Genomic DNA, 20741 nt, shown 5'->3' with positions numbered 1-20741 from the left:
CGAGTGGGAGCTCGCCGGCACTCTCAAGGAGAAGCTAACAGAAGATCGGCGACCTTGTACAGCTTTTGCTTCTTTCTTGGTAGAAGTGCATCACGTGCGAGATTCCGGGGGATTCAGCAGATAGGCGCGCCCCGTCGGCTGCGGGATCGACCCTCGGATGCCGTTCTCGCACCCCTCGCCAGGGGAGTCGTCGGCATGTTATGTTCCTCCTGTGATCAAAGATGACCAGACTCCGGCATTACTGGAGATGCGCGGCGTGGAGAAGACCTTCGGTGCCGTGCGTGCGCTGCGCGGCGTGGATCTGGAGATCCGCGCCGGCGAGGTGCACTGCCTGCTCGGACAGAACGGCGCCGGCAAGTCCACCCTCATCAAGACCCTCGCCGGCGTGCATCAGCCCGACGCGGGCGAGATCCTCTGGAACGGCGAGCCCGTCTCCATCCCCGACCCGCAGGCGGCGATCGACCTCGGCATCGCCACCATGTACCAGGAGCTCGATGTCGTCGACGGCCTGACCGTCGCGGAGAACATCTTCCTCGGGCACGAGCTGGCCAGAGGAGGATTCACGCGGCGCCTCGCGACCGCCAACCGAGCCCGCGCTCTCCTGAAGCGCCTCGGCCACGAGCACCTCTCGCCGTATGCCGAGGTCGGCACGCTCAGTTCGGCGGAGAAGCAGATCGTGAGCATGGCCAGAGCGCTCTCCCACGACATCCGCCTCATCGTCATGGACGAGCCCTCTGCAGCCCTCGGCGCCGAGGAGGTGCGTCGGCTGTTCGACGTGGTCAAGGAGCTCACCGCCCAGGGGATCGCGGTGATCTACATCACGCACCGTCTGGAGGAGATCCGCACCATCGGCGACCGGATCACCGTGCTGAAGGACGGTGCGAGCACGGCCAGCAACCTCGAGGTCGCCGACACCCCCACGCAGTCCCTGATCAAGCACATGACGGGTCGTCTGGTGGAGAACGTGTTTCCCGTGGCCGTTCCGATCGCGGCGGATGCCCCGGTGCTGCTCGAGGTCGAGGATCTCAGCCTCGACGGGGTGTTCTCGGACGTGTCGTTCTCGGTGCGGGCGGGGGAGATCGTCGGGTTGGCAGGACTGGTCGGCTCGGGCCGTTCCGAGATCATCGAGACCGTCTACGGCGCACGTCACGCCTCCTCCGGGCGCGTGCTCGTCGACGGCAAACCGCTGCGGCGCGGATCGGTCGCCGCCGCGGTGCGCGCGGGGATGGGGCTCAGCCCCGAAGAGCGCAAGTCGCAGGGGCTCGTCCTGGGGGAGGCGATCTTCCGCAACATCCTGCTGCCGACCTTCGGCAGGCTCGCCACCGGCGGCTGGCTCGACGAACGCGCGGAACGCCGGATCGCCCGCGAGCAGATGGATGCGATGGAGCTGCGCCCTGCGGACCCCGACCTGCCGGCGGGCACCCTCTCCGGCGGCAACCAGCAGAAGATCCTGCTGTCGCGGTGGATCGCGCACGGCAGCCGTGTGCTGCTGCTCGACGAACCCACGCGCGGCGTCGACGTCGGTGCGCGTGCGGAGATCTACGGCCTCATCCACGATCTGGCCGCAGACGGCCACGCGATCGTCATCATCTCCAGCGAGATCGAGGAAGTACTCGGTCTGGCTGACACCGTGCTCGTCGTCGGCGACGGGCGCGTCCTCACCTCTCTTCCCGCCTCGGAGATCGATGAGCACGGCGTGCTCGATCTCGTCATGAAAGGAGCCGCCGCGTGAGCGAGCAGACTCTGACCCCCGTCGCTGACAGCGCGTCCCGTCCGCTGATGCGGTCGCTGTTCTCCGGTGCCGCCGGACGCAACCTCGGACTGGTGCTGGCGCTGCTCGCCATCATCGCCGTGGGGATGCTGACGGCCTTCGACAACTTCTTCAACTTCGGCAATGCGCTCGTGATCCTGCGCCAGGCGTCGATCATCGGCGTGATCAGCATCGGCATGACCTTCGTGATCATCGCCGGCGGCATCGACCTCTCGGTCGGCGCGGTGCTGGCGCTCGCCTCGGTCGTCGGTGCACTTGCCGTCGTGCAGGACGTCGCCAAGTCGTCGCACTGGATCGTCACCGTGATCATCGCGCTTCTCGTCGGCGCCGGTGCGGGTTTGATCAACGGCGTCATCATCGCGTACGGCAAGGTCGCAGCCTTCATGGCGACCCTGGCGATGCTCGTCGGCGCCCGGGGCCTGGCTGAAGTGCTGGCGAACCAGCGCACCCTCGTGGTGTCGGACCGCGACTTCCTCAAGGCGATGAACGTCGACCTGCTCGGCGTCGACATCCTCATCTGGATCTTCGCCATCGTCGCCGTGGCCGGATGGCTGCTGCTGAACCGCACCACTTTCGGGCGCCGCACGGTGGCGATCGGCGGAAACGTCGAGGCCGCGCGGCTGGCGGGCATCAAGGTCAACCAGCACGTCATGTGGCTCTACGCGCTGGCCGGGCTCACCGCCGGTATCGCCGCAGTGATGATCCTGGGTCGCACCAACGCGGGCACCTCCACGCACGGCAACCTCTACGAGCTCGATGCGATCGCCGCGGTCGTGGTCGGCGGCACGCTGCTGATCGGCGGACGCGGCACGATCACCGGCACCGTGTTCGGCGTGCTCATCTTCGCCGTGCTGCAGAACGTGTTCGTGCAGAACAACATGTCCTCGTCTCTGCAGTCCCTCACCAAGGGTGTGATCATCGTGATCGCCGTGCTGCTGCAGCAGCGCTTCGCGGGCGCGCGCAAGCGGAGGGCCGCCCGGCCGACTTCCGCCGAAATCCGCGCGTAGACTGCCGAGGGAAGGCAGAAGTCTCTGCGTGACCCGGAACCCTGACAGGAGACGAATGCCGTCCAATCCGAGCGCCGGAGGCGTCGGGGAGCTGTTCCAGCTGCTCCGTGACGGCGTCCCGCGCACCCGCGCCGAGCTGGCCAAGGCATCAGGACTGGCGCGCTCGACAGTCGCCGCGCGAGTGGACGAGCTCATGGATCGGGGGCTGATCCGTCCGGTCGCAGACGCCGCATCCACCGGGGGGCGGCCACCGTCCCAGTTCGCGCTCAATCCCAGTGCGAAGGTGGTCATCGGAGTGGACATCGGCGCCTCGCACACCACGGTCGCCGTCTCCGACCTGGCCGGGACGATCCTCGCCGAGCAGACCGGCCAGATGGAGGTCGCGCGGGGCCCCGAGGCGGTGCTCGGATGGGCCGTCGAGACCGGGGCGAGTCTGGTGCGCTCGCTGGATCTGAGTCGTGACCGCGTCGCCGCCGTGGGCGTCGGCGTCCCCGGACCCGTGGAGCATCCCACCGGACGTCCGGTGAATCCGCCGATCATGCCCGGCTGGGACCGCTTCGACGTGCCGGGCTGGGTGCAGCAGCATGTGGAGGTGCCGGTGCTCGTCGACAACGACGTGAACATCTCGGCGCTCGGCGAGCGGGCCTTCGCCTGGCCGAACATCGACCATCTGATGTTCGTCAAGGTCGGCACCGGCATCGGCGCCGGCATCATCTCCCACGGACAGCTGCTGCGCGGCGCCCAGGGCACCGCCGGCGACATCGGCCACGTGCGTGTGGCCCGCAGTGCGGATGTGCCCTGCCCCTGCGGCAACCGCGGATGCCTGGAGGCGCTGGCGTCCGGACCGGCGATCGCCCGGGAACTCGCGAGCCGGGGCTTCCCGGCCTCGAACGGCGGCGACGTCGTGGAGCTGGTCAAGCAGGGCAACCTCGAAGCCATCCAAGCTGTGCGTCAGGCCGGTCGCGACCTCGGCGAAGTGCTCACCACTTCGGTGAGCCTGCTCAACCCGTCGCTGATCGTGATCGGGGGAGCGATGGCCCGGGTCGGCGAGCACCTGATCGCCGGCGTTCGTGAGGTCGTCTACACGCGCACCACCCCGCTGGCCAGCGAGCATCTCACCATCGCCCAGTCGGTGACCGCCGGCCGGGCCGCGGTCCTCGGCGCCGCGATGCTGGCCGTCGAGCATGCGCTCTCGCCCGATGTGCTGCCGCAGAGCTTCGCTCTGAGCAGCTGAGCCGAGCGGCATCCGCCCGGCGTCCGGATGCCGCGGCTCAGCGGAACAGGGCGATGCCGCCCATGCCGATGAGGCCGAAGATCAGCGCCCAGACGATGATCGAGATGACCTGCCAGAAGATCACGGCGTTGCGGCTGGCGCCGAACGAGACCATCATCCCCGAGGTGATCTGGCTGGGCAGCACGGCCTGACCGAGCAGGCTCACTCCGGGCACACCGAAGCGGTCGAACATGCGCTTGACCTTGGCGCGGCGGGCCGATGGCTCGGTCTGCTGATCGGTGCCGCGGCGGGCGAGCACCTTGGCTCGGGCGGCGGAGGCGACGAACACGAAGATCAGCATCGAGATCAGGTTCCCGAGGATCGCCGCGAGCAGGGTGATCGGCAGCGGGACGCCGGCGACGACGCCGATGAGCGTGCCGAAGTACGACTCGATGAACGGGATGGCGGCTGCGAGCATGACCCCGGCCCACTGCAGCCAGAGGGGAAGGGACTGGGTGAAGTCGACGAGTGCTTCCTGCATGATGATCTCCGTAAGATGTAAAGGCGGCTTGACATGACAAGCATGCTTTACATCTCTGGAGAGTGTCAAGCGCGCTTTACATCCCGGGCGTGTTGTCCTACGGTTGACATGTGCGCAGCAGGGTCAAGGAGCTCAGAACCGAGCAGGGACTCTCGCAGCAGACGCTCGCGACGGCCGTCGGAGTCTCCCGGCAGACGATCAATGCGATCGAGACCGGCCGGTACGACCCTTCGCTGACGCTGGCCGTGCATCTCGCGCGGCACTTCGGATCCACAGTGGAAGAGGTCTTCGATGTCGACGGATGAGTCCGGCGGGAGCGCGGATTCGGCTCGCAGGTTCAGCTGGCCGATGTCGCGCGTCAACACGGTGCTCGTCGCCGCCTGCACCGTGGGCGCGCTCGTGTGCTTCGTGCTCGGCCAGGTGCCCGCAGGCGTGGCGCTGCTGGTGGGTGCGCTCGTCGGCGGTCTGGGCGCTGTCTTCGCGCGTCGCGGCAGTTCCGGCGACCTGGAGCGCGTGAACGCACTGGAGTACGCCGACGAGCGCGACCGTGCCGCGGCCGTGCGCGGCCTCGCCGTCGTGGGGGCGCTCGCTCTGCTGCTGGGTGTCGTCCAGATGATCGTGTTCGCGATCGCGCAGGTCGATCCGCTGTCACGCTTCGTCGCCCTGGGCGTGTTCCTGGCGCTCGTGGCCGGCTGGTTCTTCGCCAACTGGTACTTCGTCCGCCGCGGGTGACGGCCGCATCCGGCATCCGTGATGGGATGGACGGATGCAGATCAGCCTCGCCACGCCGTCCACCGACCTCTTCGACTCCTGGGCCGCCACGGTCGCCGAGTTCGATGGAGTGCACATCGACGGTGCGGGCCTGGAGCAGGGGCTCGTCCCCGATCGTGCGGCGTGCGAGGAGTTCGTCGCCAAGGCCGAGCTGTACGGTCGTCCCGGCGCCGAGCTGCCCGACGGTCACGTGGCATGCGACTTCTTCTGGATCGCCGACGTCGGCGATGTGGTCGGCTTCATCGCGTTCCGGCGTGCGCTGAACGACTGGCTGCGCAGCTTCGGTGGTCACATCGGATACTCGGTGCGCCCGTCTCGCCGACGCCAGGGCATCGCCCGCGCCGCGCTGAATCTCGTGCTCGACCGTGCGCGCGCGGAGGGCTATGACCGCGTCATGCTCACCTGCGACGACGACAACGCGGGCTCGTATCGCACCATCGAGGGAGCCGGCGGCGTGCTGCAGGCCACGATCGACGCGTCCGAGGCCGGCCACGAGCGGATGCGGCAGTACTGGATCGCTCTCTGACCCGGATCGCTTGAGCCCAGGTCGCAACGGATGTCGCTTGGACGGCCTCGTAGCGGCATCGGTTGCGACCTGGAGGGCGGATGCCGGCATCGGCTGCGACCTGAAGGACGGATGCGACTCCGCGCGCGCCTACTTCACGACCTGCGCCGCGATGTCGTGACGGTAGTGCGCGCCGTCCAGCGCGATGCGCCCGATCGCCTCGTAGGCGCGCGTCCTGGCATCCGCGAAGTCCGCGCCGGTCGCGACGACGTTCAGAACCCGCCCTCCGGTCGCGATGAGCGCGCCGCCGGGAGCATCCGGACCCGCCGTCGCGGCGTGCACGATCGAGACGCCGTCGACGGATGCCGCCTGGGCGAGCCCCTCGATCATGCGTCCGGTCTGCGGCGACTCGGGGTACCCCTCGCTGGCGAGCACGACCGTGATCGCGACCTCGTCGGAGAACTCCGGCTGCGGCTCGTCCTCGAGGTGTCCGGATGCCGCCGACAGCAGCAGCCGTGACAGCGGGGTGCGCAGCCGCGGCAGCACGACCTGCGTCTCAGGATCGCCGAAGCGCGCGTTGAACTCGATCACGCGCACGCCGGCGGGGGTGAGGATGAGCCCGGCGTAGAGCAGGCCGATGAACGGGGTGCCCTCGGAGTCGAGCTGGCGGATCACGGGCATCGCGACGGTGTCGGTCACCTCGGTGACGAATGCCTCGACGCTGCCGAAGTCGTCGGCCAGCCAGGGCAGAGGGGAGTACGCGCCCATGCCGCCGGTGTTGGGGCCGCCGTCGCCGTCCAGAGCCCGCTTGAAATCCTGTGCGGGGCTCAGTGCGCGCACCGTGTCGCCGTCGCTGAGGAAGAACAGCGAGACCTCGGGGCCGGTGAGGAACTCCTCGACCAGCACGGGGCCCGCGGGCAGGTAGTGCTCGGCGTGCGCGAGCGCCTCGGCGCGATCGGCCGTGACGATGACGCCCTTGCCGGCGGCGAGGCCGTCGGCCTTCACCACGTGCGGTGCGCCGAAGTCATCGAACGCGGCTTCGACATCCGCGACGGAAGCTGCGCGCACCGCGCGCCCGGTCGGCACGCCGGCGGCATCCATGATCCGCTTCGCGAACGCCTTGGAACCCTCCAGCTGGGCCGCAGCCTTCCCCGGTCCGAACACCGGGATGCCGCGCTCGCGCAGCACGTCAGCGACGCCCGCGACAAGAGGTGCCTCCGGGCCGATGATGACCAGGTCGACGCCGCGCTCGTTGGCGAACGTCGCGACCGCAGCGCCGTCGAGCATGTCGACCTCGACGATCGTCGCATCCTGCGCGATTCCGGCATTGCCGGGAGCCGCGAAGATCTCGTGCTCGGACTCCTCCGACCGCAGGGACAGGATGATCGCGTGCTCGCGCGCGCCGGAGCCGAGGACCAGGATCTTCATGCCCGCAAGCCTACCGGCGGGCCCGGTGACGGTTACCGTCAGACGGTGACGGGGCGCTCGATGGTGCGATCCCAGGGCAGCGCCCACCCGGTGGCGTCGAACAGCGCGTCGAGGATGCCGGCGGTGAAGCCCCACACGATCGTGCCGTCGATGTCGAACGCAGGGCCCCGGTACGTCATGCCGTCGCGGTGCAGCGTCGACGTGTACCGGTTGGCCGGATCGATCAGCTGCGCGACCGGCACGCGGAACACCTCGACGGTCTCGGCGTGATCCACGGCCGCCACGCGAGAGGGCTTGCGCCACCAGCCGAGCACCGGCGTGACGAGGAAGTTGCTCACCGAGAGCGGGATCTCGGGCAGGGCGGCCAGCACCTCGACGCCGTCCGGCTCGAGTCCGGTCTCCTCCTGCGCCTCGCGCAGCGCCGTGGCGATCTCATCGGCATCCGCCGTCTCGCGTCCGCCGCCGGGGAACGACACCTGCCCCGGATGCGATGACAACGTGGCCGCTCGGCGCTGCAGCAGCACGTCGAGGTCGGCGGCGACGGTCAGATCATCGGCGCGGGCCGGGATGCTGTCCAGCCGGCCGAACAGGATGAGCACGGATGCCGGGGTCGGATCCTCCACGGACAGCGGGAACGTCGGGATCCACTGGGCCGCGGTCGTCGCGGCGGCGATCAGCTCGGCGCGCGCGCCGGGCAGCGTCTCGGTGGTCCCGCCTGTCTCAGTCATCCCCATCGACTCTATGCCCGCTGTGCGACGTCAGCACCGGTACGAACCCTGTGCTCGCCCCTGCCCAGCTACCCCGCCCCCGTTAAATCACGTGAATGATCAGGGGCCAGGTAGCCCAGCAGGGGCGAGACGAGGGGGAACTGCGTAGCCTGGAGGCATGGCCGTGCGGAAGATCGACATCAGCGACGGGCGCGCAGCGCTCGCCCTGGTGTCCGCCGGGGATGCTCCGCGGCAGGCGACCGCGATGGCCGTGCGGTATCTGCTGCAGCTGCTCGACGAGAAGGCCCCCGGCAACAGCGTCGAGGTGCGCGTGCCTCCGTTCGGTGCGGTACAGGTCGTGCAGGGGCCTCGACACACCCGCGGTACCCCGCCGAACGTGGTGGAGATGGATGCCGCGACCTGGATCGCCCTCGCCACGGGCGACGAGCATTGGACGGATGTCGTCGCGGCCGGTCGAGTCACGGCATCCGGCGTCCGCGCCGACCTGGCCGACCTGCTGCCCCTGCGCCCCTGACTGCCCCTGCGCCCCTGACCCACGCACCCTCCTCGCCGACAGCACGGGATCTCGCCGAACGCACGGCTTCTTCGCGCGAAGTTCCCGTGCGCTCGGCGAGGTGCCGTGCTCTCGACGGAAAGGCGGGTGGGAGCAGAGCGTGGGAGAATAGGGGCATGTCCCGCAACGCAGACGACCACATGGTGGAGGCCCGGATCCGTCCGGTCCCGCGCTTCGGCGTGTTCCTGGGGCTCGGCGCCGCGCTCGGCGTGATCATCGCCGGCATCCTCACCGCCGTCGGCAGCTACGAGAAGTCCGCGGTTGTCGACGTGATCTACCCTCCCGGGCAGGTCTTCGGCTTCGCGCTGCTGTGGACGGTGCCGATCGGAATCGCGCTCGGCGGTCTGGTCGCGCTGATCCTGGAGCGGGTCGCGCGCAGGCACACCCGCATCGTGCGCGTCGAGCACGAGCGCATCACCGAGACCGACGAGCAGTAAGCCGCGCAGCAGCTCAGGCCAGCTCGGCGATCACCGGGCGCATCGCCGCGTCGAAGGCCACCACGTCTCGGCGCAGCCCGTCGGTGACCGCCACGCTGAGTGCGCCGATCCACCAGATGCCGCGCTGCGAGAACGGCAGCACCTGCACGTTCAGCTCGAACGAGTGCGCCCGCCGGCCGACCTCGCGCTCGAACTCGGCGATGGCGCTGGCGTAGGCCCGATACGCTCCGCCGGAGGAGCTGACCGAATCGACGTAGCGGTTGTGCACGTCCTGCGCGTACTGCAGGACGGATGTCGCATGCGGCACGATCGCGTCGCGAAGCTCCTCCGCGCCGGTGGTCGGCAGGGCGACGAGGGTGTCGAACCCGTCGACCAGGTCGAGGGGAACGTCCGAGCGGTGCGCGCGCGGCTCGACCGTCATGTCCCAGTACTCGCGCCACTGGTTCTCGAGCGCATCGTCGGGATCGGTCGCGTCGGGCCGTCGCACCTCGAGGCCGCGCAGGCTGGGCAGGTCTTCGGGAGCCCGGATGCCGAGAAGCTGGCGCAGCGCGAGGGCCACCAGCACGGATGTGCCGGCGTCCTCGCGGATGAGCCATTGCGGCTTGTCGACCATGGCCCCCATCGTAGGGTTCTTCGTCGCATCGTGGGCGAACACGTGGCGCACATGATCGCATCCGCACCGGGCATGTGTGCCACATGGTCGCCATCAGGGGGAACGATGCGACCAGGTGTGCCACATGTCCGCACGGGTGGGGTACGGAGCAGATGCTCGAGGCGAACCGTGGAGCGTCGACGCAGCTCAGCGGCGGCGGGAGAGGATGCGGGTGCGCAGACGCTCGCGGCGACGGGACGGCGGGCGCGTGGCATCCACCAGCGCCTGGCGCGCGGCGGCCAGGGTCGAGAAGCTGCCGATGCGGCGGCTGTGGTTGTCGTGCACGATGTGCGCGTTGCGGTCGACGGTGACGAACCCGGCGAATTCGCCGGCGTTCGTGGCGACGAAGACGTCCTCGTCGGCCTGGCTCCAGGCAAGCACGGGTGCGTCCGTCGGATCGGTGGTCGGATGGATCTGGATGGGCGCGGCGGAGCGCGCGGAAGTGTCGGTACTGCTCATGATTCTTGATTCGTGTGCGGGCGGCACGCTGCCGCCTCTGCGATGACCGGGCGGGGGATCCGCATCGGTGCGGTTCCGGCCTTTACGGCCCGGTGGTGTGCGCTGCGCCGGTGAGAACGGCGCGAATGAGCGCAACCACTGACTATAGCAGAGTCGGCGGGTCTGCATCCGTCCCATCGGTATCCGGCGGGCGAAACAGCGGCCTGTACGACGCGCGCGGGCCGGTAGGCTGTGAGGGTGGCAGCCTCCCCCACCAATCCCTATGCTCAGGCCGGCGTCGACACCGCGGCCGGCGATCTCGCCGTCGAACTCATGAAGGCCTCGGTGCGCGCGACGCACGGGCCGGAGGTTCTCGGTGGAGTCGGCGGATTCGCGGGCATGTTCGATGCCAGCGCACTGCTCGGCTACACGCGTCCGCTGCTGGCCAGCAGCACCGACGGCGTGGGCACGAAGGTCGCCATCGCGCAGGCCATCGACAAGCACGACACGATCGGGCAGGACCTGGTCGGCATGGTCGTGGACGACATCGTCGTGGTGGGTGCGAAGCCCCTGTTCATGACCGACTACATCGCCTGCGGCAAGGTCGTCCCCGAGCGCATCGCCGACATCGTGCGCGGTATCGCCGAGGCGTGCTCCGCCACCGGCACCGCCCTCGTCGGCGGCGAGACCGCCGAGCACCCCGGTCTGCTCGGCCCGCGCGACTACGACGTCGCGGGAGCCGCCACCGGAGTCGTCGAGGCGGATGCCCTGCTCGGCGCCCACCTCGTCAACGACGGGGATGCCGTGATCGCACTGGCCTCCAGCGGTCTGCACTCCAACGGCTACTCGCTGGTGCGGCACATCGTCGCGAACGCCGGCATCGGGTACGGCGACAACGCGGCCGACTTCGGCAGCACTTGGGGTGAGGTGCTGCTCGAGCCGACGCGTCTGTACACGACGCCGCTGCTGAAGCTTCTCGACGCCGTGCCGGGCGCGGTCCACTCGCTCAGCCACGTCACCGGGGGCGGCATCGCGGCCAACCTGGCCCGCGTGCTGCCGCAGGGCAGCTGGGCCGAGGTCGACCGCTCGACCTGGACACCCAGCCCGGTCTTCCAGGTGCTGGCCGAGATCGCCGGCACCCCGATCATGGACACCGAGGGCACCTGGAATCTCGGCATCGGGTTCCTCGCCGTCGTCGACGGTGCGCAGAAGGATGCCGCGATCGCCGCGATCGAAGCGCAGGGAATCGCCGCCTGGCAGGTCGCGACCGTGCACACCGGTGCGCGCCCCGCAGGCGATTTCGAAGAGGGCGCCAAGGGCGTCGATGGTGGAGCCGTGCGCCTGATCGGCGCCTACGCGAACGGAAACAAGTAACCCTCCATGTGCGGCATCGTCGGAATGGTCGGAAACGGCCCCGTCAACCAGGACATCTACGACGCGCTCCTGCTTCTGCAGCATCGCGGACAGGATGCCACCGGCATCGCCACGGCGGAGCCCACCGGCATCATGCACATGGCCAAGGCGGAGGGCATGGTGCGCGAGGCGTTCCGCACCCGTGACATGCGCTCGCTGCTCGGCAGTGTCGGCCTCGGGCATGTGCGCTACGCGACGAAGGGCACCGCCTCGAACGAGGAGGAGATGCAGCCGTTCTACGTGAACGCGCCCTACGGCATCGTGCTCATCCACAACGGCAACCTCACCAACACCCGTGAGCTGACCTCCGCGATGGCCCAGCGCGACCGTCGCCACCTGAACTCCTCCAGCGACACCGAGCTGCTGCTCAACGTGCTCGCGCACGAGCTGCAGACCACCACCTCGGATGTCGACCTCGACCCGGAGCGCATCTTCGAGGCCGTCGCCCGCACGCACAAGCGCATCGAGGGCGCCTACGCGGTGATCGCGATCATCGCCGGCTACGGCCTGCTGGCGTTCCGCGACCCCTTCGGCATCCGTCCCCTCATCCTCGGCCGCCGCAAGGCCTCGTCTGCGGATGGGTCCCTGAGCGTGTCGAAGGGCGATGAGTGGGTCGTGACGAGCGAGTCGCTCGTGCTCGAGAACGCCGACTACGAGATCGTGCGCGAGGTGGAGCCCGGCGAGGCCGTCTTCATCTCCAACGACGGCGAGCTGTTCACTCAGCAGTGCGCCGTGGACCCGCAGCTGATCCCGTGCGCGTTCGAGTACGTGTACCTGGCGCGGCCCGACTCGATCATGAACGGCGTCTCGGTGTACGAGTCGCGTCTGCGCATGGGCGAGAAGCTGGCCGACACGATCGCCAAGCACGTGCCGTTGGACGAGATCGATGTCGTCATGCCGATCCCGGACTCCTCGCGGCCCTCGGCCATGGAGGTCGCCCGCAAACTCGGCAAGGAGTACCGCGAGGGCTTCTACAAGAACCGCTATGTCGGGCGCACGTTCATCATGCCCGGGCAGGCGGTTCGCAAGAAGAGCGTGCGGCAGAAGCTGAACGCCATGTCGACCGAGTTCCGCGGCAAGAACGTGCTGCTCATCGACGACTCGATCGTGCGCGGCACCACCAGCACCCAGATCATCCAGATGGCTCGGGATGCCGGCGCCAAGTCGGTCATCTTCGCCTCGGCCGCCCCGCCCGTCCGGTACCCGCATGTGTACGGCATCAACATGCCCTCCAAGCTCGAGCTCGTCGCGCACGGGCGGACGATCCCCGAGATCGCCGAGGAACTCGGCTGCGACCGGATCGTGTACCAGGAGGTCGAGGACCTCAAGGCCGCGATCATCGAGGGCTCCGAGCTGACCGACCTCGACATGAGCTGCTTCGACGGGCGCTACGTCACCGGCACGGTGACCCCCGAGTACCTGGAGTGGGTCGAGAAGTCGCAGTCGTCGTGACGTCCTTGAGCGCACGGCCGCTCTGGCGGGGGCGCGCGCTCGCGGTGCTCGGCATCCTGCTGTGCGCGTTCTCGCTGCGCTCGGCGGTGGCGTCCCTGTCGCCGATGCTCGACCTGATCGAGCATGACTTCCCGCTGGCACCGGCTGTGGTCGGTCTGATCGGCGCTGCTCCGCCGGTGTGCTTCGCCGTGTTCGGACTGGTGACTCCGCTCCTCGAGCGCTGGCTGGGGCTGGAACGATTGACAGTGGTGGCGCTCGCGACCATCACCGTGGGGTTGGTTCTGCGCGGCACGGTGGGCGATTCGACCGGCCTGCTGCTGACGACGGCCCTGATCTTCGCGGGCGTCGGCATGGGAAACATCCTCATGCCTCCGCTGGTGAAGAAGTTCTTCCCCGACCGGCTCGGTCTGATGATGACGCTGTACACGTCGGCGATGGCGGTGTCGACGTTCGTGCCGCCGCTGATCGCGGTGCCGGTGGCGGATGCCGCGGGCTGGCGCTTCTCGATCGCCCTGTGGGGCGTGTTCGCGCTCGCCGGTGTCATCCCGTGGGTCCTGATGCTGCTGCGCGGGGCGACCTCCGGATTCTCCGCACCCGAGACGCGGGCGGCGGATGCCGAGGAGTCGCCGTACACGCGGGAGAGCTCTCCGGCATCCGAGCCCATGACGGGGCCGATTCCCACGACACCCGCCAACCGCCGACTCTTCGGGCGGCTCGCGCGCATCCCGCTCGTCTGGGCGCTTTCGGCGACCTTCGCGACGTCCTCGACCATGGCCTACGTGTCATTCGCCTGGCTGCCCGCGGTGTTCATCGACATCGGAGGGGTGGATGCCGCGACGGCGGGTCTGCTGCTGTCTCTGTTCGGCACGGTCGCGCTGCCGGCGTCGCTGCTCGTGCCGGTACTGGTGGTGCGGATGCAGGCGACGCGTCCGCTGGTGCTGTTCGGGTCGATCGGTGGAACGATCGGCCTCGCCGGACTCATCCTGGCGCCCGCCCCCGGACTGCTTGTGCTGTGGACCGTGCTGTTCGGCCTGAACGGCGTGCTGTTCCCCCTGGCGCTCGTACTGATCAGCATCCGCGCGCGCACGCCCGAGACCGCGGTGGTGCTGTCGAGCTTCGTGCAGAGCGTCGGCTATACCGTCGCCGCCGTGTTCCCCGTGCTGTTCGGCGTGCTGCACGCGATGAGCGGCTCCTGGACCTGGTCACTGCTGCTCGTCGCCGCTGTGCTGCTCGCGGTGATCCCGGCGGGTATGATCGCCGGTCGGCGTCGCACCGTCGAGGACGAATGGGAGAGCCGGCACGGAGCCTGGTGACCCTGGCGTCGGTCAGCCGAAGCTGACCTCGTCGCCCACACGGATGACGCCGCCGACACCGCTGGTGTCGGAGACCGCGCCGCTCACGCCCTGCAGCAGCAGAAGCCGGCCGAGTGTCGGCTCGGACTGGCCGATCTCGCGGGTGAGGGTGGTCAGCACCCGAGCATCCCGGATGCCGGTGTCCGGGTTCGCGTGGGTCGCCAGGCACCGCACGATCGGGCCCTCGGCGGTGAAGCGCACGTCGCCGATGCGCACCTCGCCCGTCCAGGACAGCTCGTCCCAGGCATCCACTCCGTCGATCACGATGTTCGACCGGAACCGGCGGTCATCCACGACAAGACCGGGGGCCTTGTTCGGGAGGGCCGCGTCGAGCGCCTGGACGCTCGCCTCGCTGTGCACGGTCACGAAACCGCGCGACCGATCCTGGAAGCGGGAACGCTCGCCGTCGCCGACCAGCACCAGCGGCAGGCGTCCCGGGCGCTGAAGCTGCTTCCACTCGGGGGAGTCCATCACGAAGGCGGTGATGATCTCGGTGAGTTCGGCGCGCCCCTCGGCATCCAGAACCGCGTCGACCAGCAGCGACTCGTCGTGCGCGATCCGCACCCGACGAGCGTCCTGGTCGTACGCCACACGCAGCGTCGCCAGCGACGGGAACGACTCCAGGGCGAGGCCCCTCGACTTGGGCCAGTAGTCCAGCCCGTCGCGCTGCTCCGGCTCCGCGGCATCCGCGAACCGGAAGGCGAGCACACGGTCACCGGCGACGCGCCCATCGGGCTGAATCGTCAGCTCATCGTGCCGCTCGGGTGTGAACCCCTTGATCGGATGGCGGTACAGGGCGGCGATACGGGGCATCCGGCCATTCTTCCAGGCCGGGGCTCGCATGCCTGACCGCGCCGAGACACGACAAAACCCTGGTCGACGGAGCAGATGCTCGTCGCCAGGGTGTCTGTCGTGCGGGAGGAGAGGTCAGGCTCGCTCGAGCTCGTCCTCGTCCTCTTCTTCATACTCGTCGGCCCACTTGTCGACGTACTGGTCGTCTGACGAGGGGTGCCCGAGTTCGCTTTCCAGTGCGGAGAAGTTCACATTCGGACTGTACGACTTGAGATCGCGAGCGATCTTGGTGTGCTTCGCCTTCTGACGGCCACGGCCCATGAGCGAGACCCCCTTTTTACGAGTTCAGCACCGGGCTGTGCGACGCCCGATGATTTTCACGGCACCGGCTCGAGGCCGGTAAGAGTAGCATTCAGGATAGCACGCACGCCAGAGCCTGAGGCCGTCCTGCGGCCGGTGAGGGGAACGATCTTCATGTCAGATTCCACGCCTACAGCATCCGACGAAGCCGCGCAGAACGCCGCCCTGCAGAAGGCCGTCGTGGTGGGCATGCAACCGGGGCAGCCACCCCATGTGCTGGCCGAGGCGGTGCGCTACGCGAAGCTGCTGAATGCGCCGCTCGTCGTGGTGCACGTCGACGTCACACGCTTCGTCACCTTCGAGGATCCCGACGGCTACGTGCACTCCGCGCCCATCGATCTCAACCTGGATGCCGGAGCCGCCGAGTTCGAGGACGTGCAGAAGAGCGCGGCCGCCGCCCTCGACAAGGAGGACATCGCCTGGACCGCCCGGCAGCTCGTCGGCGACCCGGCGCTGGCGATCAAGCAGCTCGCCGACAAGCTCGACGCGCAGCTGATCGTGATCGGCACCCGCAAGCAGGGCCTGGGGGAGTCGATCCGCGAGTTCTTCACCGGGTCGGTCGCCGCCCGCCTCGCGCACCGCCAGCACCGGCCGGTGCTGGTGATCCCGCAGGGCGAACCGGTTCCCGACGACCAGAAGGACGTCTGGACCGAGTAGCGGTTACGCGCCCGGTGCGGCCAATCCCCGAGTCACCGCGTGGGCGGCATCGTCGAGGGAGCGCTCCAAGTCGCTGACGACGGATGCCGGCAGCGTGCCGCCCTTCGCGACATGCGTGCGCAGGTCCGTGCGGATCTGTGCACGGAACGCGTTGATCACGGCATCCGCCCGCTGCAGCTGCTCGCGGCTGGTGGTGCGCTCATCACCCATCCCCTCGGCGCGCGCACGCGCCTTGGCGGACCTCTTCTCGTCCTGCGCCGCGGTGGCGAGGTCTGCGCGCAGGCTGCGCATGGCATCCTGCACGCTCTGACGCACCTCGCTGGCGATCAGGCGCACCGAGTCGGACAGACCCGCCTCGATGCCGACGAGATCCTCCTCGCGCGAGGTGAGCTCGGCGCGACCCGCATCGGTGATGGCGTAGATCGTGGTGCGGCCGTCGATGGTCTTCGAGACCAGGCCCTCCTCCTCGAGCTTCGCCAGGCGCGGGTAGATCGTGCCGGCGCTGGGCGTGTAGGTGCCGCCGGTTCGGTCGGTGAGCGCCTGGATGATGCCGTAGCCGTGCTGGGGCGCCTCGTTCAGCAGCGACAGCAGGTACAGGCGCAGGTCGCCGTGCGAGAAGACGGCGGGGGTCATGATTCCTCCCACTCGGGGTCATCGGCGACGGTCGGGCGAGCCTGACGCAGCACGGTGATGCCGCCGGAGACGGTGTTGGCGCGCACGTCGACGAAGCTGCCGGCGAGCTCACCCATCTGCCCGCTGTAGTTGCTGGGACCGCCGCTGGAGCGCTGGATGCCGTCGACCATGAGCTTGCCGCTGATGCTGCGCAGCACGTAGTTGGCCGGCAGGGTCTCGTCCAGGCGCACGGTCACACCGCCGGAGACGGTGTTGAGGTTCACGGTGTTCGCATCGCCGATCGCGTCGATGAGCACGGAGCCCGAGACGGTGTCGATCGTGGCCTTGCGCAGCGTGCCGGTGACGGCGACGTCGCCCGAGACGCTGTTCGCGACGACGGAGCCGACCAGCCCGCGTACCTGCACGTCGCCCGAGACGGAGTTGGCCGTCAGATCGCCGGTGATGCCGTCGGCGATCATGTCACCCGAGACGGTGTTGAGCTTGGCGTCGTTGCGGATGCCCGAGATCAGTGCGCCGGCGCTGACGACGCCCAGGGTGAGGGCGATGTCGCGCGGCACGGCGATGCTGATCTCGGCCTTGGGGCCTCCGGTGCCGAAGTTGCGGAACACCTCGAGGAAGTTGTCCCAGCCGATCTGAGGATGGTCGATCTCGATCTGGGTGCCGTCGGATTCGACGCGCAGGTCCTTGATGGTGACGCCGTGCACTTCGATGCGGACGCCGGGTTCGTCGTGTGCGATCACGTCGACCTGTCCGCCGACGAGCCCGACCTTGAGCCGGGACGCGGAGGCGATGTCGATGACGCGTTCCTCGCCCGGGGCGATGAGCCACTTCTCGGTCATTGTCGTTCTCTTCCTGTCGATCGCGATATCAAGATATATCGCGTGTGGCGAGCGTAACACGATATATCTCGAGTTCGTCAAGCGTCTGAGGCGGATCTCAGGAAAGAGTCAGGTTCTCGATGCTTGACATTGCCGCTGCGTCAACTTCTACGGTGGTCATATCGACGGAATCAGGAGAGGAGCGGATGCCATGGACTGGTCGATCCAGGAGATCGCCCGCCACGCAGGGACGACGAGCAGGACGCTGCGTCACTACGACGACATCGGTCTGCTGGCGCCTTCGCGCGTCGCGAGCAACGGCTATCGGCACTACGACGAGGCCGCGCTCGTGCGGCTGCAGCGCATCCTGCTGCTGCGCGAACTCGGCCTGGGCCTGACGCAGATCGCCGAGGTGCTCGACCCCTCGACAGGGACCAGGGCATCCGAGGCATCCGCTCTGCAGACGCACCTCGGCTGGCTGCGCCAGGAGCAGCAGCGGATCTCCCGGCAGATCGCATCCGTCGAATCGACGATCACCGCATTGACAGAAGGAGGAGCCCTCATGGCCGAGAACATGTTCGACGGGTTCGATCACACGCAGTACAAGGACGAGGTCGAAGAGCGCTGGGGGAGGAACGCCTACGCCGACGGCGACCGCTGGTGGCGCGGGATGTCCGATGACGATCGCGCGGCCTGGCAGCAGCGCGTCGCCGACCTCGGCCGCGATTGGATCGCCGCGGCGGAGAGCGGCATCGACCCGGCATCCGACAAGGCCCAGGACATCGCGCGCCGCCACGTGGAGTGGCTGACCGGCATCCCCGGCACTCCTGCTCATGGCTGGGTTCCCGAGCCTGTCGAAGGGCAGGGACCCAATCCTGACGTGAGGGGCTACGTCATCGGTCTCGGCGAGATGTACGTCGCCGATCCGCGCTTCGGCGCGAACTACGCCACGAGCGCGGGAGGCACCGCCGGCGCCGAGTTCGTCCGCGACGCGCTGCGCATCTACGCCGAAGCTCGCCTGTGATCGGTGGCCCGCGTTCGGGAGGAGTTCTCACGCTCGGGAGGAGGATGCTGGGCTGAGCCTCCTCCCCTCCGAGAGTTCTCCTCCCGAACAGGTGGGGCGGAGCGCGGGTAGTCTGGCTGGACGATGAGCATCACTCGCCGCACACTGCTGCTCGGCGCCGGGACCGGTGCCGTCGCGATGCTTCTCGCGTCGTGCACCCCCACCCCGGCGCCCAAGCCCACGCGCACCAGGACGCCCGCGCCCAAGCCCACCGCGCCATCGCGCGTCCCGGCTCCCACGACCTGGGCGCGCAGCACCTGGGCGACCGACCCCTACTCGTTCGGATCGATCAGCTACCTGCCCGCAGGCGCGGATCCGCAGCAGCGCGACACGCTCGCCGAACCCCTGATGGATCGGGTGTTCTTCGCCGGCGAGGCGACGGATGCCACGAATCCCGGCACCGTGCTGGGCGCGGTCGACTCGGGTCATGCCGCCGCCCTGGCGCTGATCGATGCCGCCTCCGAGAAGGAGCGCGTGGCGGTGATCGGAGCGGGTGCGGCCGGGGTCGTGGCCGCGCGGCTGCTGGCCGATGCCGGTCACCGCGTCACCATCTTCGAGGCGCGCGAGCGCACCGGCGGACGCGTGCTCAGCCAGACCGGCGATGACTGGCCGGTCCCCGCCCAGCTCGGCGCCTGGCTGATCACCCCCGAGCAGCTGACCGGGCTGCGCGATCGCCTCACGGCGCTCGGCGATCGCCAGTTGACCTTCGAGCCGGCCGCCGCATGGTCCAAGGACGGTGTCACCGACGAACTGACCGGCGACGCGATCGCGCAGGCCGTCGACAAGGCGAAGACGTTCCCGGCCGACGTGTCCCTGGCGGCGGCGCTCGAGCAGAACGGTGCCGATCTGAAGGACCCCGCGCTCGTCGCAGCGCTCGCGTGGCTCTCCGCCACCACCGGCGCCGACCCGGCGAACGCATCCAGCTGGTACCCGCCCGCCTTCCGCGATGACGTTCTCACCGGGATGACCGAGGACCTCGGCGCCTTCTTCGACGAGCATCTCGAAGACCTCGAGGTCACGCTCGCATCTCCTGTCGTTCGCGTCGCCTACGACGACAGCGGCGTGAGCCTGCGCCTGGGCACTGGAGAGGCGCTCTCCTTCGATCGCGTCGTGGTCACGGTTCCCCTCGGCGTCCTGCAGCAGCAGGGCATCGAGTTCGCCCCGGCGCTGCCGTTCGCGCAGCGCGGGGCCATCGCGGCGCTGGCATCCGGCTTCGTCGAGACGGTCTGGATGCGCTTCGAGGAGGCGTTCTGGGATGCCCAGCAGCCGATCTGGCACGTCGTCGGCGGAGACGGATTGATCCGCACCTGGATCAACCTGCTGCCCGCGATCGGAGAGCCCGTGCTCGTCGGCCTGGTCGGCGGCATGGAGGCCGAGCAGTTCTCCGCACTCAGCGAGCGCGACGCACGTGCCGCAGCACGTCAAGCACTCGCCTTCTTCGCGCCGCCGGAGCAGGACGAGAGCTGATCTCGCCGAACGGCGGCATCCGCACCCGCACCCGACTCGACAGCACGAGCGCGGTGGCGACCACGGCGAAGATCGACAGCGCCAGCAGACTCGAGATCACCATCTCCGGCAGCCCCGACACCTGCCTCGGGTCGAGGAAGTAGTACGGGTACCAGCCGATGATCCGGCCGCGCCAGATCGTGAAGATCCCCCAGAGCGCCGGGTACAGCAGCACGTACGGGACCACCCGCCAGGACGCGCTCGTACGACCCGGTCCGATCAGCCAGGCGATGACGCCGAAACCGGGCAGCACGTAGTGCAGCACGACATCCGACCACGGCACCGTGATCGGGATGCCGCGCACGCCGGCCTGCCAGACGATGATCGAGAAGGCCAGTCCCGCGGTGATCGTCCAGCTCAGCACCAGTGCGCGTGCGGAGGTCAGCCACGCGGGGTCCTCCGAGTGCCGCAGCCCGATGATCCCCGCCACGATGGTCAGCGCGGCGAAGGCCAGATTGGACTGGATGGTCAGGTACGCGAAGAAATTCTGGCTGGCCAGGGTCTGCGAACCCATGCCCCACAGCATCCGGTGCGTGAGGGACACGATGCACACGGCTGCGGTGAGCAGCCGAAGCCATCCGTAGATCCTTCTCGTCAGCACGGGGGCGTCTTCCTCCTGGCGCTGAGCGCCCGGTCGGGTGGCGCCATCAG

General features: G+C 68.9%; 24 protein-coding genes. 14 read left to right on the top strand and 10 right to left on the bottom strand.

The window, feature by feature from the left end:
• Positions 1 to 247: 247 nt before the first annotated feature.
• The 3 genes from QF046_RS09535 to QF046_RS09525 are packed head-to-tail and all read left to right on the top strand — an operon-like array spanning position 248 to position 4012.
• On the top strand, positions 248 to 1732 hold the full coding sequence (locus QF046_RS09535) for a sugar ABC transporter ATP-binding protein (protein WP_307372796.1): 1485 nt from the start codon (positions 248 to 250) through the stop codon (positions 1730 to 1732).
• Entirely contained in the window at positions 1729 to 2778 is a 1050-nt protein-coding gene (locus QF046_RS09530) for an ABC transporter permease (protein WP_373425684.1), read from the top strand. The genes QF046_RS09535 and QF046_RS09530 overlap by 4 nt, the downstream gene beginning before the upstream one ends.
• Before the next feature lie 55 nt (positions 2779 to 2833).
• Positions 2834 to 4012 carry an ROK family transcriptional regulator gene (locus tag QF046_RS09525; RefSeq protein WP_307369073.1) on the top strand — a complete coding sequence of 393 codons (1179 nt, stop codon included), beginning with the start codon at positions 2834 to 2836 and terminating at the stop codon, positions 4010 to 4012.
• A 37-nt stretch (positions 4013 to 4049) separates the two neighbouring features.
• Here QF046_RS09525 and QF046_RS09520 read toward each other — a convergent pair whose 3' ends face one another.
• Positions 4050 to 4532, bottom strand: coding sequence for a hypothetical protein (locus QF046_RS09520; protein WP_307369070.1), 483 nt, complete (start codon positions 4530 to 4532; stop codon positions 4050 to 4052).
• 110 nt (positions 4533 to 4642) lie between these two features.
• Here QF046_RS09520 and QF046_RS09515 point away from each other — a divergent pair, with 110 nt between their 5' ends.
• Genes QF046_RS09515 through QF046_RS09505 form a run of 3 tightly spaced genes read left to right on the top strand, consistent with a single transcriptional unit; the run spans position 4643 to position 5829 of the window.
• The gene (locus QF046_RS09515; protein WP_307369067.1) at positions 4643 to 4837 is read left to right on the top strand and encodes a helix-turn-helix transcriptional regulator; all 195 of its coding nucleotides are present in this window, start codon (positions 4643 to 4645) and stop codon (positions 4835 to 4837) included.
• Entirely contained in the window at positions 4824 to 5264 is a 441-nt protein-coding gene (locus QF046_RS09510) for a hypothetical protein (protein WP_307369064.1), read from the top strand. Before QF046_RS09515 ends, QF046_RS09510 begins: the two co-directional genes overlap by 14 nt.
• Before the next feature lie 34 nt (positions 5265 to 5298).
• Complete coding sequence (locus QF046_RS09505; RefSeq protein WP_307369061.1) at positions 5299 to 5829, top strand: GNAT family N-acetyltransferase; 531 nt, start codon at positions 5299 to 5301, stop codon at positions 5827 to 5829.
• Positions 5830 to 5958: 129 nt separating this feature from the next.
• On the opposite strand, the gene purD is transcribed toward QF046_RS09505, so the two are convergent.
• The gene (gene purD, locus QF046_RS09500; RefSeq protein ID WP_307369058.1) at positions 5959 to 7236 is read right to left on the bottom strand and encodes a phosphoribosylamine--glycine ligase; all 1278 of its coding nucleotides are present in this window, start codon (positions 7234 to 7236) and stop codon (positions 5959 to 5961) included.
• Positions 7237 to 7274: 38 nt separating this feature from the next.
• The gene (locus tag QF046_RS09495) at positions 7275 to 7964 is read right to left on the bottom strand and encodes a CoA pyrophosphatase (protein WP_307369055.1); all 690 of its coding nucleotides are present in this window, start codon (positions 7962 to 7964) and stop codon (positions 7275 to 7277) included.
• 157 nt (positions 7965 to 8121) lie between these two features.
• Between QF046_RS09495 and QF046_RS09490 the strand changes: the two genes are divergently transcribed.
• Complete coding sequence (locus QF046_RS09490; protein WP_307369051.1) at positions 8122 to 8478, top strand: sterol carrier family protein; 357 nt, start codon at positions 8122 to 8124, stop codon at positions 8476 to 8478.
• Between the two features lie 155 nt (positions 8479 to 8633).
• Positions 8634 to 8954 (top strand): potassium transporter Trk, encoded by a 321-nt coding sequence (locus QF046_RS09485; RefSeq protein ID WP_307369048.1) that lies wholly within the window; start codon positions 8634 to 8636, stop codon positions 8952 to 8954.
• Between the two features lie 13 nt (positions 8955 to 8967).
• Here QF046_RS09485 and QF046_RS09480 read toward each other — a convergent pair whose 3' ends face one another.
• Positions 8968 to 9567, bottom strand: a complete 600-nt coding sequence (locus tag QF046_RS09480; protein ID WP_307369045.1) for a zinc-binding alcohol dehydrogenase — start codon at positions 9565 to 9567, stop codon at positions 8968 to 8970.
• 186 nt (positions 9568 to 9753) lie between these two features.
• Entirely contained in the window at positions 9754 to 10065 is a 312-nt protein-coding gene (locus QF046_RS09475) for a hypothetical protein (RefSeq protein ID WP_307369041.1), read from the bottom strand.
• 237 nt (positions 10066 to 10302) lie between these two features.
• Between QF046_RS09475 and purM the strand changes: the two genes are divergently transcribed.
• Genes purM through QF046_RS09460 form a run of 3 tightly spaced genes read left to right on the top strand, consistent with a single transcriptional unit; the run spans position 10303 to position 14222 of the window.
• Positions 10303 to 11418: a phosphoribosylformylglycinamidine cyclo-ligase gene (purM, locus tag QF046_RS09470; protein ID WP_307369037.1), complete on the top strand. Its 1116-nt coding sequence runs from the start codon at positions 10303 to 10305 to the stop codon at positions 11416 to 11418.
• A 6-nt stretch (positions 11419 to 11424) separates the two neighbouring features.
• Positions 11425 to 12909 carry an amidophosphoribosyltransferase gene (purF, locus tag QF046_RS09465; protein ID WP_307369033.1) on the top strand — a complete coding sequence of 495 codons (1485 nt, stop codon included), beginning with the start codon at positions 11425 to 11427 and terminating at the stop codon, positions 12907 to 12909.
• Complete coding sequence (locus tag QF046_RS09460; RefSeq protein ID WP_307369030.1) at positions 12906 to 14222, top strand: MFS transporter; 1317 nt, start codon at positions 12906 to 12908, stop codon at positions 14220 to 14222. Before purF ends, QF046_RS09460 begins: the two co-directional genes overlap by 4 nt.
• Positions 14223 to 14234: 12 nt before the next feature.
• Here the strand turns inward: QF046_RS09460 and QF046_RS09455 are convergent, their stop codons facing one another.
• On the bottom strand, positions 14235 to 15074 hold the full coding sequence (locus QF046_RS09455) for an MOSC domain-containing protein (RefSeq protein ID WP_307369027.1): 840 nt from the start codon (positions 15072 to 15074) through the stop codon (positions 14235 to 14237).
• 114 nt (positions 15075 to 15188) lie between these two features.
• Entirely contained in the window at positions 15189 to 15374 is a 186-nt protein-coding gene (locus QF046_RS09450) for a DUF3073 domain-containing protein (RefSeq protein WP_307369025.1), read from the bottom strand.
• 153 nt (positions 15375 to 15527) lie between these two features.
• Between QF046_RS09450 and QF046_RS09445 the strand changes: the two genes are divergently transcribed.
• Positions 15528 to 16070: a universal stress protein gene (locus QF046_RS09445; RefSeq protein WP_307369022.1), complete on the top strand. Its 543-nt coding sequence runs from the start codon at positions 15528 to 15530 to the stop codon at positions 16068 to 16070.
• A gap of 3 nt (positions 16071 to 16073) precedes the next feature.
• Here the strand turns inward: QF046_RS09445 and QF046_RS09440 are convergent, their stop codons facing one another.
• Positions 16074 to 16703 carry a helix-turn-helix transcriptional regulator gene (locus tag QF046_RS09440; RefSeq protein WP_307369019.1) on the bottom strand — a complete coding sequence of 210 codons (630 nt, stop codon included), beginning with the start codon at positions 16701 to 16703 and terminating at the stop codon, positions 16074 to 16076.
• Complete coding sequence (locus QF046_RS09435) at positions 16700 to 17542, bottom strand: DUF4097 family beta strand repeat-containing protein (protein WP_307369016.1); 843 nt, start codon at positions 17540 to 17542, stop codon at positions 16700 to 16702. Before QF046_RS09435 ends, QF046_RS09440 begins: the two co-directional genes overlap by 4 nt.
• A gap of 190 nt (positions 17543 to 17732) precedes the next feature.
• Here QF046_RS09435 and QF046_RS09430 point away from each other — a divergent pair, with 190 nt between their 5' ends.
• On the top strand, positions 17733 to 18545 hold the full coding sequence (locus QF046_RS09430; protein ID WP_307369014.1) for a MerR family transcriptional regulator: 813 nt from the start codon (positions 17733 to 17735) through the stop codon (positions 18543 to 18545).
• 123 nt (positions 18546 to 18668) lie between these two features.
• Complete coding sequence (locus tag QF046_RS09425) at positions 18669 to 20051, top strand: FAD-dependent oxidoreductase (RefSeq protein WP_307369011.1); 1383 nt, start codon at positions 18669 to 18671, stop codon at positions 20049 to 20051.
• Here QF046_RS09425 and QF046_RS09420 read toward each other — a convergent pair.
• A complete protein-coding gene (locus QF046_RS09420) occupies positions 19975 to 20691 on the bottom strand; it encodes a Pr6Pr family membrane protein (RefSeq protein ID WP_307369008.1) in 717 nt (238 codons plus the stop codon). The genes QF046_RS09425 and QF046_RS09420 overlap by 77 nt on opposite strands.
• Positions 20692 to 20741 lie beyond the last annotated feature (50 nt).

Origin of the sequence: Microbacterium sp. W4I4 (genome assembly GCF_030816235.1) — a bacterium.
Lineage (GTDB): Bacteria > Actinomycetota > Actinomycetes > Actinomycetales > Microbacteriaceae > Microbacterium.
The sequence above is the reverse complement of the archived record's forward strand: the minus strand, read 5'-3'. Positions and strand labels throughout refer to the sequence as shown.

What these genes read in the sequence shown, in the direction of transcription:
- QF046_RS09430 (WP_307369014.1), top strand. Translation starts at nt 17,733, where the DNA reads ATGGACTGGTCGATCCAGGAGATCGCCCGCCACGCAGGGACGACGAGC.
- QF046_RS09485 (WP_307369048.1), top strand. Translation starts at nt 8,634, where the DNA reads ATGTCCCGCAACGCAGACGACCACATGGTGGAGGCCCGGATCCGTCCG.
- purF (WP_307369033.1), top strand. Translation starts at nt 11,425, where the DNA reads ATGTGCGGCATCGTCGGAATGGTCGGAAACGGCCCCGTCAACCAGGAC.
- QF046_RS09495 (WP_307369055.1), bottom strand. Translation starts at nt 7,964, where the DNA reads ATGACTGAGACAGGCGGGACCACCGAGACGCTGCCCGGCGCGCGCGCC.
- QF046_RS09535 (WP_307372796.1), top strand. Translation starts at nt 248, where the DNA reads ATGCGCGGCGTGGAGAAGACCTTCGGTGCCGTGCGTGCGCTGCGCGGC.
- purD (WP_307369058.1), bottom strand. Translation starts at nt 7,236, where the DNA reads ATGAAGATCCTGGTCCTCGGCTCCGGCGCGCGCGAGCACGCGATCATC.
- QF046_RS09510 (WP_307369064.1), top strand. Translation starts at nt 4,824, where the DNA reads ATGTCGACGGATGAGTCCGGCGGGAGCGCGGATTCGGCTCGCAGGTTC.
- QF046_RS09425 (WP_307369011.1), top strand. Translation starts at nt 18,669, where the DNA reads ATGAGCATCACTCGCCGCACACTGCTGCTCGGCGCCGGGACCGGTGCC.
- QF046_RS09505 (WP_307369061.1), top strand. Translation starts at nt 5,299, where the DNA reads ATGCAGATCAGCCTCGCCACGCCGTCCACCGACCTCTTCGACTCCTGG.
- QF046_RS09520 (WP_307369070.1), bottom strand. Translation starts at nt 4,532, where the DNA reads ATGCAGGAAGCACTCGTCGACTTCACCCAGTCCCTTCCCCTCTGGCTG.
- QF046_RS09435 (WP_307369016.1), bottom strand. Translation starts at nt 17,542, where the DNA reads ATGACCGAGAAGTGGCTCATCGCCCCGGGCGAGGAACGCGTCATCGAC.
- QF046_RS09445 (WP_307369022.1), top strand. Translation starts at nt 15,528, where the DNA reads ATGTCAGATTCCACGCCTACAGCATCCGACGAAGCCGCGCAGAACGCC.
- QF046_RS09455 (WP_307369027.1), bottom strand. Translation starts at nt 15,074, where the DNA reads ATGCCCCGTATCGCCGCCCTGTACCGCCATCCGATCAAGGGGTTCACA.
- QF046_RS09490 (WP_307369051.1), top strand. Translation starts at nt 8,122, where the DNA reads ATGGCCGTGCGGAAGATCGACATCAGCGACGGGCGCGCAGCGCTCGCC.
- QF046_RS09450 (WP_307369025.1), bottom strand. Translation starts at nt 15,374, where the DNA reads ATGGGCCGTGGCCGTCAGAAGGCGAAGCACACCAAGATCGCTCGCGAT.
- QF046_RS09525 (WP_307369073.1), top strand. Translation starts at nt 2,834, where the DNA reads ATGCCGTCCAATCCGAGCGCCGGAGGCGTCGGGGAGCTGTTCCAGCTG.
- QF046_RS09475 (WP_307369041.1), bottom strand. Translation starts at nt 10,065, where the DNA reads ATGAGCAGTACCGACACTTCCGCGCGCTCCGCCGCGCCCATCCAGATC.
- QF046_RS09480 (WP_307369045.1), bottom strand. Translation starts at nt 9,567, where the DNA reads ATGGTCGACAAGCCGCAATGGCTCATCCGCGAGGACGCCGGCACATCC.
- QF046_RS09440 (WP_307369019.1), bottom strand. Translation starts at nt 16,703, where the DNA reads ATGACCCCCGCCGTCTTCTCGCACGGCGACCTGCGCCTGTACCTGCTG.